The following is a 7,724-nucleotide window of genomic DNA, read 5'->3' on the forward strand; positions in this document are numbered from 1 at the left end:
GATGAAACTGGCATGCGCGCCCTGCATGCCGCGCCTGCTTTTTGCCCCATGGCGCGGCCCCGCAAATCAGCCGATCCTCCAAATGCTGCCACCAGCCACAGGGGTATCTACCCATGTTTGTACGTGCCGTTTGGCGCATCAAGCGCCTGGTCGACCTCAAGCAGACGTTGCGGGAAATGGACGTTCCTTCAACGCGAGAGGCCGACATGCTGGGCATTTCCGGCCCAGACTTTTCCAAGATGACGCGTTCGCTCTTCGATCGCTGACCGCCAATTCGCCGCAGATATATCGCTGGCCGCCGGATCGCCTTCCGGCGGCCACTCTTTTGCCACCCGCCTTAACCGCAGCTTAACGACACTCCTCACCGCCCTGCGAATAATGCATGGCTTCTTTGACTAATCTCTATCTGCTCGCTGGGGTTGGCCTCGACTATATCTCTCCTTGCAAACGACAGGAGAACTCAAATGGATATCCGTAAAACCTTCAAGAAGTGGGCCGCTTACCAGCAGACCGTTCGTGAGCTTGCTGCCCTCGACAATCGCCAGCTGAATGATCTCGGCATCAACCGCACCGACATCAATCGCATTGCTCGCGATCATGCCAATTCGCTCTAATAGTTTCAGCGCGAATACTTCTGAAATGAACGACCGAACATCCGCCTCTCTTTGAGATGCGGATGTTTTCGTTTCCGGCGCCCGACGCTTATGAAACTTATCCCCGCCCCCTGAAAGCGCCGCTATTCTTGCACCCGTGATTGGCTTCCAGTTGCGCGGCGACATGGCGCTTGGTATCTGCCAGCCATGTCAAACGAACCCATTCACATCATCGGCGGGGGCCTCGCGGGCTCCGAAGCCGCATGGCAGGCAGCCGAAGCCGGCGCCACCGTCATCCTGCACGAAATGCGCGGCGTCAAAGCCACTGACGCGCATTCGACCGAGGATTTTGCCGAGCTCGTCTGCTCCAACAGCTTCCGCTCTGACGATCATGAGCAGAACGCCGTGGGCCTCCTCCACGAAGAGATGCGCCGCTGCAATTCCCTGATCATGCGCGCTGCCGACCAGCACAAGCTGCCAGCTGGCGGCGCTCTGGCGGTCGATCGCCACGGGTTTTCCGCGGCCGTCACGCAGATCATTGAAAATCATCCGAGAATTACGGTCGTTCGCGAAGAGCTGAACGGCTGGCCGCCGGAAGACTGGCGCCACGTGATCATCGCCACGGGGCCCCTCACCTCGCCTGCGCTGGCCGATGCGATCCTGGCCAAAACAGGCGAAGACTCCCTCGCCTTCTTCGACGCCATCGCGCCGATCATCCACTATGACAGCATCGACCACGACATCGCCTGGAAGCAGTCGCGCTACGACAAGGCTGGCCCCGGCGGCACGGGCGCCGACTATCTCAACCTGCCGATGGACCGCGATGAATACTATGCCTTTGTAGAGGCACTGAAAACCGCGCCGCTGCACGAATTCAAGGACTGGGAAAAGGTCCCCTATTTCGACGGCTGCCTGCCCATCGAGGTCATGGCCGAGCGCGGTGACGAAACCCTGCGCCATGGGCCAATGAAGCCAGTTGGCCTTACCAATCCGCGCAATCCGACTGTAAAGCCGTATGCCATCGTCCAGCTCCGCCAGGACAACGCCCTGGGCTCACTCTGGAACATGGTCGGCTTCCAGACCAAGATGCGCTACGGCATTCAGGCCGAGATCTTCCGCATGATCCCGGGCCTCGCCAATGCCCAGTTCGCACGCCTTGGCGGCCTGCATCGCAACACATTCATCAACTCGCCCAAGGTCTTGGGTCGCGACATGCGCCTCAAGGCCGACCCGCGCATTCGCTTTGCCGGCCAGGTCACGGGCGTTGAAGGCTATGTCGAAAGCGCGGCTGTCGGTCTCATCACCGGCCGCCTGACCGCCGCCGAAGCCCGTGGTGAAACCATGCCGCTGCCGCCGATCACCACTGCGCTCGGCGCGCTGATCGGCCACGTCACTGGCGGCCACATCGAAGCCGAAAGCTATAGTGGCGCGCGCAGCTTCCAGCCGATGAACGTCAATTTCGGCCTTTTCCCGGAAGTGACCATCAGCAAGCCGGAAGGCGTAAAACGCTGGCGCGGTCCGGACAAGACCATCGCCAAGCGTCGCGCGATCACCAGCCGCGCTTTGGAAGACCTGAAAGTCTGGCAGTGACACCCGAGGCGCTGCAAACCTATCTTCATCTCCATATCCCGCTCTCGCGGGCCATGGAGGTGGAAGTTCTGGGTGCCAGCGCCAATCGTGTCACTCTCGCCGCTCCCCTGGCGCCGAACATCAATATGCACGGCACGATGTTCGGCGGGAGCACAGCAACGCTGGCCCTGCTCGCCGCTTGGTCAGTCATGCACCTGAAGCTTGAGGCGGAGGGTATCGTCAGCCAATTGGTTATTCACCGGACGGCGACCGAGTACCTTCTGCCGATAACGGGCAGAGCCGAGGCATCGGCCACGCTCGACGATGCAAACTGGCCGACCTTCATCCAGACTTTCAATCGGCGTGGACGCGCAAGGTTCTCGGTGACCTCGAAGGTGTCCTTCGACGGCAAGCCAGCGGGCAGCCTCATCGGGGAATTCGTCGCGATTTCCGAAGGCTAACGGTTCCGCAACGCCCACCAGCCGATGCGGCCGATCTTGCGCCAGTCCGCTTCATCGGCAAGGGCCGCGAAGGGCGAAGCCCCGACCCGCTGCCAGCGATACAACTGGGCTTCCACCACCGGAAGAATGGCAAAGGCAGGCTTCAACTTGCCGGGCAGCGCTGATATCGCCAATTTTGCCTTTCTGAGATGCTCGTCAGCCAGCTCTGCAATCTGGCCCAGCGCCGCATGCAGGCCTTCGCTGTCGGTGCCGGCGAAGATTTCGCCCTCCCGCACACCATTGGCCTCGAAGATCGACCAGGGCAGCATGATACGCCCCTGCGAGGCCACATAGCCGAAGGCGCGCAGATGGCCGGTCATGGCCTGGGCAACGCCCAAGTGCCCGGCGGCATCGCCCGGTTCCACTGGCAGCCCCTCGTTCAGGATCATTGCCGAAAGCTGCAGCAAGGTCGATGCGGTTTCCCCAGCATATCCCTCGAACGTTTCGAGGTCCGGCATGGGGTCATCGTAGAGATCGAAGCGTCGCGCGCCGATCAGACGCTGCAGCGTGCCTGGCGGCAGCGCGTAGCGATCGAGCGTTGTGAGCAAGGCATCGGCCAGCGGGTTCTGTCGCACCGCGCCGTGCCCGTCGCCCTTGAGCGCATCGTTCCACCATTGCAGGCGAATTTCGCCCGGCGCCGGACCCGAGACGCGATCACGAATGGCCGCAACATCGGCGTTGAAGGCCAGAATAGCCGTCACGCCATCGCGAGCCTCGGCGGGAAGCGCCAGGGTCGAAAGATACCGGTCGTGGTCACTGTCGCGCAAAACCTGCGCCGCGTGGACAAAGCTGTCAGTAGACATCAACGCGCCTTCTCGACGGCGATAAAGGCGCCTGCGACGGCCCGTTCTTCGGCCAGCAGGACATTATAGGTCCGCACTGCCCCGCCCGTGCCGACCGCCTCGATGATCACCTTGCGCTCGCGAAACGCGTCGCGAATGGCCGGATCGATCAGGGCAATATCCATCCCGAGCCCGATTAGCAGCACGTCGAGCTGCGCGGCGACGTCAAGCACCGGCTGCAGGCTGGCGAGGGTCAGTTCGGAAGGCGAAGCCACATCCCAACCGAGCATGCCGGTAGGCAGGCACAGCAGGGAGCCGCGATGGGACATGTCGGCGAAGCGGAAACCGCCATTACCATAGGCGTCAATGCCAACCTGGCGCGGGAAATGCCCCGCGCCAGTCGTTAGAGAATCAGACGGACGCGCCATCCGAAGACTTTTCCTTCTTGGCCGCGGTCTCTTCTTCGCTCTTCTGCTTGAGGCCGAAGTTGATGAGGATCGGGCCGTTGACGATCACCGAGGAGTACATGCCGACCAGCGAACCGAAGGTCATGGCGATGGTGAAGCTGCGAAGCGCTTCGCCACCGAACAGCACCAGCGGAACGAGCGCCAGAAGCACGGTGAACTGGGTGAGCGAGGTACGGACGATGGTCTGGTTGATCGAAAGGTCGATTAGCTCAGGCAGCGGCATCTTCCTGTATTTCAACAGGTTTTCGCGAATGCGGTCCGACACGACGACGGTTTCGTTGAGAGATAGACCGACCAGCGTCAACACGGCTGCGATAGAACTGAGGTTGAACTCGAGCCCGGTTATCGAGAACAAGCCGATGGTCATGATGATGTCGTGCGACGTCGTCGTGACGGCGGCCATGGCGAACTGCCACTCAAAGCGGAACCAGATGTAGAGCAGGATACAGCCGAGCGCGATGATCACGGCGATGGTGCCGGTCCAGGCCAATTCGCCCGAAACGGTGCCACTGACGGCCTCGGTTCGCCGGACTTCGTAATTGTCTCCGGCGAGTGCGTCCTGAACCTTCTTTACCGCGACCTGATCTGCCGACTGGCCGCCCTCCTGCGCCTGCACGCGGACGAGCACGTCTTCCGGTGTACCAAAGCCCTGGATCTGGATTTCGCCGACATCGAGCCCGTCGAGCAGTTCGCGGACACGGGCCACATCTGCCGGACCACCCACGTGCTGGACTTCAATGGCTGTGCCGCCAACGAAGTCGATGCCAAGGTTGAAGCCCTTGAAATAGGCGGCACCGATGGAGACCACCGTCATGACGAGCGACAGCGCGATGACGTAGCGCGAGATCTTCATGAACGGAATCTTGGTGCCGTCCGGAATGAAGCGGAAGTGCTGGATCTTCAGCCGCTTCGGGCGCACGCGCTTGTACCAGAGATTCACCTGGTAGGACGTGACGGTATAGGAGGTGAAGAGCGAGGTCAGAATGCCGAGGCCAAGGGTAACGGCGAAACCCTGCACCGGGCCCGAGCCCATGAAGTACAGCACGACAGCGGCGACGAGCTGGGTCAAGTGCGAGTCAACAATCGTACCCCAGGCACGCTCGAAACCGGCATTGATGGCTTGTAGCGGTGTTCGCCCTGCCCGCTGTTCCTCTCGCATTCGTTCATAGATCAACACGTTGGCGTCGACCGCCATACCGATAGTCAGAACGATACCTGCGATACCGGGCAAGGTCAGGGTCGATCCCAATACCGACAGCGCCGCAAAGATCAGAATGACGTTAAGGACCAGCGAGACGTTCGCAAAAACGCCCCAGACGCCGTAGGCGATGACCATGAACGAGACGACGAGCACGGATGCCACGACACCGGCGGTCAGACCGGCACGGATAGAGTCCGCTCCGAGGCTGGCGTCCACGGTGCGTTCTTCGATGACGTTGAGGCTGGCCGGAAGCGCGCCGGCGCGCAGCAACACGGCGAGGTCATTGGCCGAAGCGGTCGTGAAATTGCCGCTGATCTGGCCCGAGCCGCCGGTGATCGGCTGCTGGATGACCGGCGCGGTGATGACGGTGTTGTCGAGCACGATAGCGAAGCGCTTGCCGACATTAGCAGAGGTGATTTCGCTGAAAGTCACAGCGCCGCGGGTGTCGAACTTGAAGCTGACGACCGGGATACCGCGCTGGGAATCGTAGGACGGCTGCGCGTCGACCAGGGATTCGCCGCCGAGGGCGACATCTTCATAGAGAAGCTCGCGCGTACCGTCCTGCGTCGGCAGGATCATGGTGCCGGCAGGCAGCCCCTGGGCTTCTGCCTGATCGGCTGTCAGGCCCGGATAGACCATGTGGAAAGTGAGACGCGCGGTCTGGGAAATGATGTTCTTGAGGCGGGTGGAGTCACCGAAGCCGGGGACCTGCACCATGACGCGGGTATCACCTTGGCGCTGAATGGTGGGTTCGGTGGTGCCCAGTTCGTCGATACGGCTGCGAATGACCTCGATCGACTGAGCAACGAGCGAGCTCATGCGCTGGGTAATGCCCTCTGGCGTCAGCGCGACAGCGATACGGCCATCGGGGCGTTCGGTGAAGGTGAGTTCGTTGACACCGACGCCACCAGAAAAGAGCGAGTTGTTGATTGTATTCTGGATCGACTGGAGCGCGGCCATCGCCTGCTCCTTCTGCGTCGAGTCAGTCAGCTCAATGTATATGGCGTTGTTGGCTTCATCGGTGGTGATGATGTTGCCAATGCCATTTTGATTAGCGAGCACGTTGCGCGCGTCGCGGCGAACATCGGAAAGGCGCTGGGCGACAATGCCCGCGCGGTCGACTTCGAGCAGAAGGTGAGAACCACCCTGCAAGTCGAGACCAAGAACCAGCCCTGGCTGGGGAAGCCATCCAGGGAGCGCATCCCGCATCTGCTGAGGCAGGAAATTGGGGGCTGCAAACAGAATACCCGCGATCGCGACGAACAGAATTAATGCTACGCGGAACGGCGACTGGTTCATGAAACGACGTCCTAAAGAGTCAGAAAGCCGGAGCCCTTAAGGCTCCGGCCAATTTGGTCCGGCTTAGGCCGGCTTGTTGTCGTTGACCGGTTCGGCCTTGGAGCGCACGTCGGCAACCATGCCGCGCACGAGCTTGACCTTCACGCCCTGGGAGATCTCGACTTCCAGGTCTTCGCCATCAACGGCCTTGGTCACCTTGCCGACGATGCCGCCGGTGGTCACCACAGTGTCGCCACGACGGATAGCCGAGAGCATAGCCTGCTGTGCCTTGAGGCGCTTCTGCTGCGGACGGAAGATGAGAAGCCAGAAAATCACGACCAGCAGGACGATCGGCATCAGCTGGATCAGAATATCGGCGAAACCTCCCGTGGCGGGTGCTGCTGCATCCTGCGCAAAAGCGGGCGTTACAAACATCAGGCGAACTCCTTATTGATTCTTTTGTCGTTGGAGAGAAGTGCGCCAGGTCGCCTTGGCTCAAGGACTGGACGCGAATGGGGTCTCGTGCACTTGCACCCCGGCTAAAATCGGCGGGACTATACATTTGGCCCCCTGTGATTGCAAAGCCATTCAGGGAACACATTGCCGCGCGTGAATTGAAGGACTGCACTGGTGAAAACCAAGGATTATCTGGGCCGTATAGCGACGGCTCTCGAAGCTATTGCCGAAGCACTGGAAACTTCCGCCGGGCGGCCCGCCGTTTTTGAACTCGGCGAGGCAGACGCCTATCATTGGCAAGGCGATTCCGGCACGCTGCTGGCAGTGCCCAAAGTCAGTCGCGTGCCGCTCGAAATGCTTCGCGGCATCGAGCATGTGCGCGATGTGCTGTTGAAGAATACCGAGCAATTCGCCCGCGGCCATGGCGCCAACAATGCCCTGCTCTGGGGCGCCCGCGGCATGGGCAAGAGTTCGCTGGTAAAGGCCATTCACGCCGATATCGGCGCCCGAGAAGGGTTTGAGCGTCTGGTGCTCATCGAGATTGCGCGCGAAGACCTCGAGACCCTGCCCCAGCTGATGCGAGCCATTTCCGGACATGAAGCGCGCTTCATCGTCTTCTGTGACGACCTGAGCTTTGATAGCGGCGAGACCAGCTACAAATCGCTGAAGACCATTCTTGACGGCGGCCTCGAAGGCCGTCCGGACAATGTTCTGTTCTACGCCACGTCGAACCGCCGCCACCTGATGCCGCGAGACATGATAGAAAACGAGCGCTCGACAGCGATCAATCCCAGCGAAGCCGTGGAAGAAAAGGTCTCGCTCTCGGATCGTTTCGGTCTCTGGCTGGGCTTCCACAATTCCGACCAGGACACGTACCT

At 60.9% G+C, this 7,724-nt stretch carries 9 protein-coding genes; 5 read left to right on the forward strand and 4 right to left on the reverse strand.

Annotated features, from left to right (window positions below; all coding sequences use genetic code 11):
• Positions 1-113: 113 nt before the first annotated feature.
• From J0I64_RS07995 to J0I64_RS08010, 4 genes are all read left to right on the forward strand, one after another.
• Positions 114-266, forward strand: coding sequence for a hypothetical protein (locus J0I64_RS07995; RefSeq protein ID WP_291407067.1), 153 nt, complete (start codon positions 114-116; stop codon positions 264-266).
• A 198-nt stretch (positions 267-464) separates the two neighbouring features.
• Complete coding sequence (locus tag J0I64_RS08000) at positions 465-614, forward strand: DUF1127 domain-containing protein (RefSeq protein WP_291407068.1); 150 nt, start codon at positions 465-467, stop codon at positions 612-614.
• Positions 615-800: 186 nt separating this feature from the next.
• A complete protein-coding gene (trmFO, locus tag J0I64_RS08005; RefSeq protein WP_291407069.1) occupies positions 801-2,183 on the forward strand; it encodes a methylenetetrahydrofolate--tRNA-(uracil(54)-C(5))-methyltransferase (FADH(2)-oxidizing) TrmFO in 1,383 nt (460 codons plus the stop codon).
• Positions 2,180-2,623, forward strand: a complete 444-nt coding sequence (locus J0I64_RS08010) for a YiiD C-terminal domain-containing protein (RefSeq protein WP_291407070.1) — start codon at positions 2,180-2,182, stop codon at positions 2,621-2,623. Before trmFO ends, J0I64_RS08010 begins: the two co-directional genes overlap by 4 nt.
• Here the strand turns inward: J0I64_RS08010 and J0I64_RS08015 are convergent.
• The 4 genes from J0I64_RS08015 to yajC all read right to left on the reverse strand — a co-directional run bounded on the left by J0I64_RS08015 (position 2,620) and on the right by yajC (position 6,825).
• A complete protein-coding gene (locus tag J0I64_RS08015) occupies positions 2,620-3,465 on the reverse strand; it encodes a phytoene/squalene synthase family protein (RefSeq protein ID WP_291407071.1) in 846 nt (281 codons plus the stop codon). The two genes, J0I64_RS08010 and J0I64_RS08015, sit on opposite strands and share 4 nt — an antisense overlap.
• On the reverse strand, positions 3,465-3,872 hold the full coding sequence (locus J0I64_RS08020; RefSeq protein ID WP_291407072.1) for an MTH938/NDUFAF3 family protein: 408 nt from the start codon (positions 3,870-3,872) through the stop codon (positions 3,465-3,467). Before J0I64_RS08020 ends, J0I64_RS08015 begins: the two co-directional genes overlap by 1 nt.
• A complete protein-coding gene (gene secD / locus J0I64_RS08025; protein ID WP_291407073.1) occupies positions 3,856-6,411 on the reverse strand; it encodes a protein translocase subunit SecD in 2,556 nt (851 codons plus the stop codon). The genes J0I64_RS08020 and secD overlap by 17 nt, the downstream gene beginning before the upstream one ends.
• Positions 6,412-6,474: 63 nt before the next feature.
• The gene (yajC, locus tag J0I64_RS08030) at positions 6,475-6,825 is read right to left on the reverse strand and encodes a preprotein translocase subunit YajC (RefSeq protein WP_291407074.1); all 351 of its coding nucleotides are present in this window, start codon (positions 6,823-6,825) and stop codon (positions 6,475-6,477) included.
• A 195-nt stretch (positions 6,826-7,020) separates the two neighbouring features.
• Here yajC and J0I64_RS08035 point away from each other — a divergent pair.
• On the forward strand, positions 7,021-7,724 hold a 704-nt coding region (locus tag J0I64_RS08035; protein WP_291407075.1), incomplete at its 3' end, for an ATP-binding protein.

The sequence above is a fragment of the Devosia sp. genome, assembly GCF_017307565.1.
Taxonomy (GTDB): Bacteria; Pseudomonadota; Alphaproteobacteria; order Rhizobiales; family Devosiaceae; genus Devosia.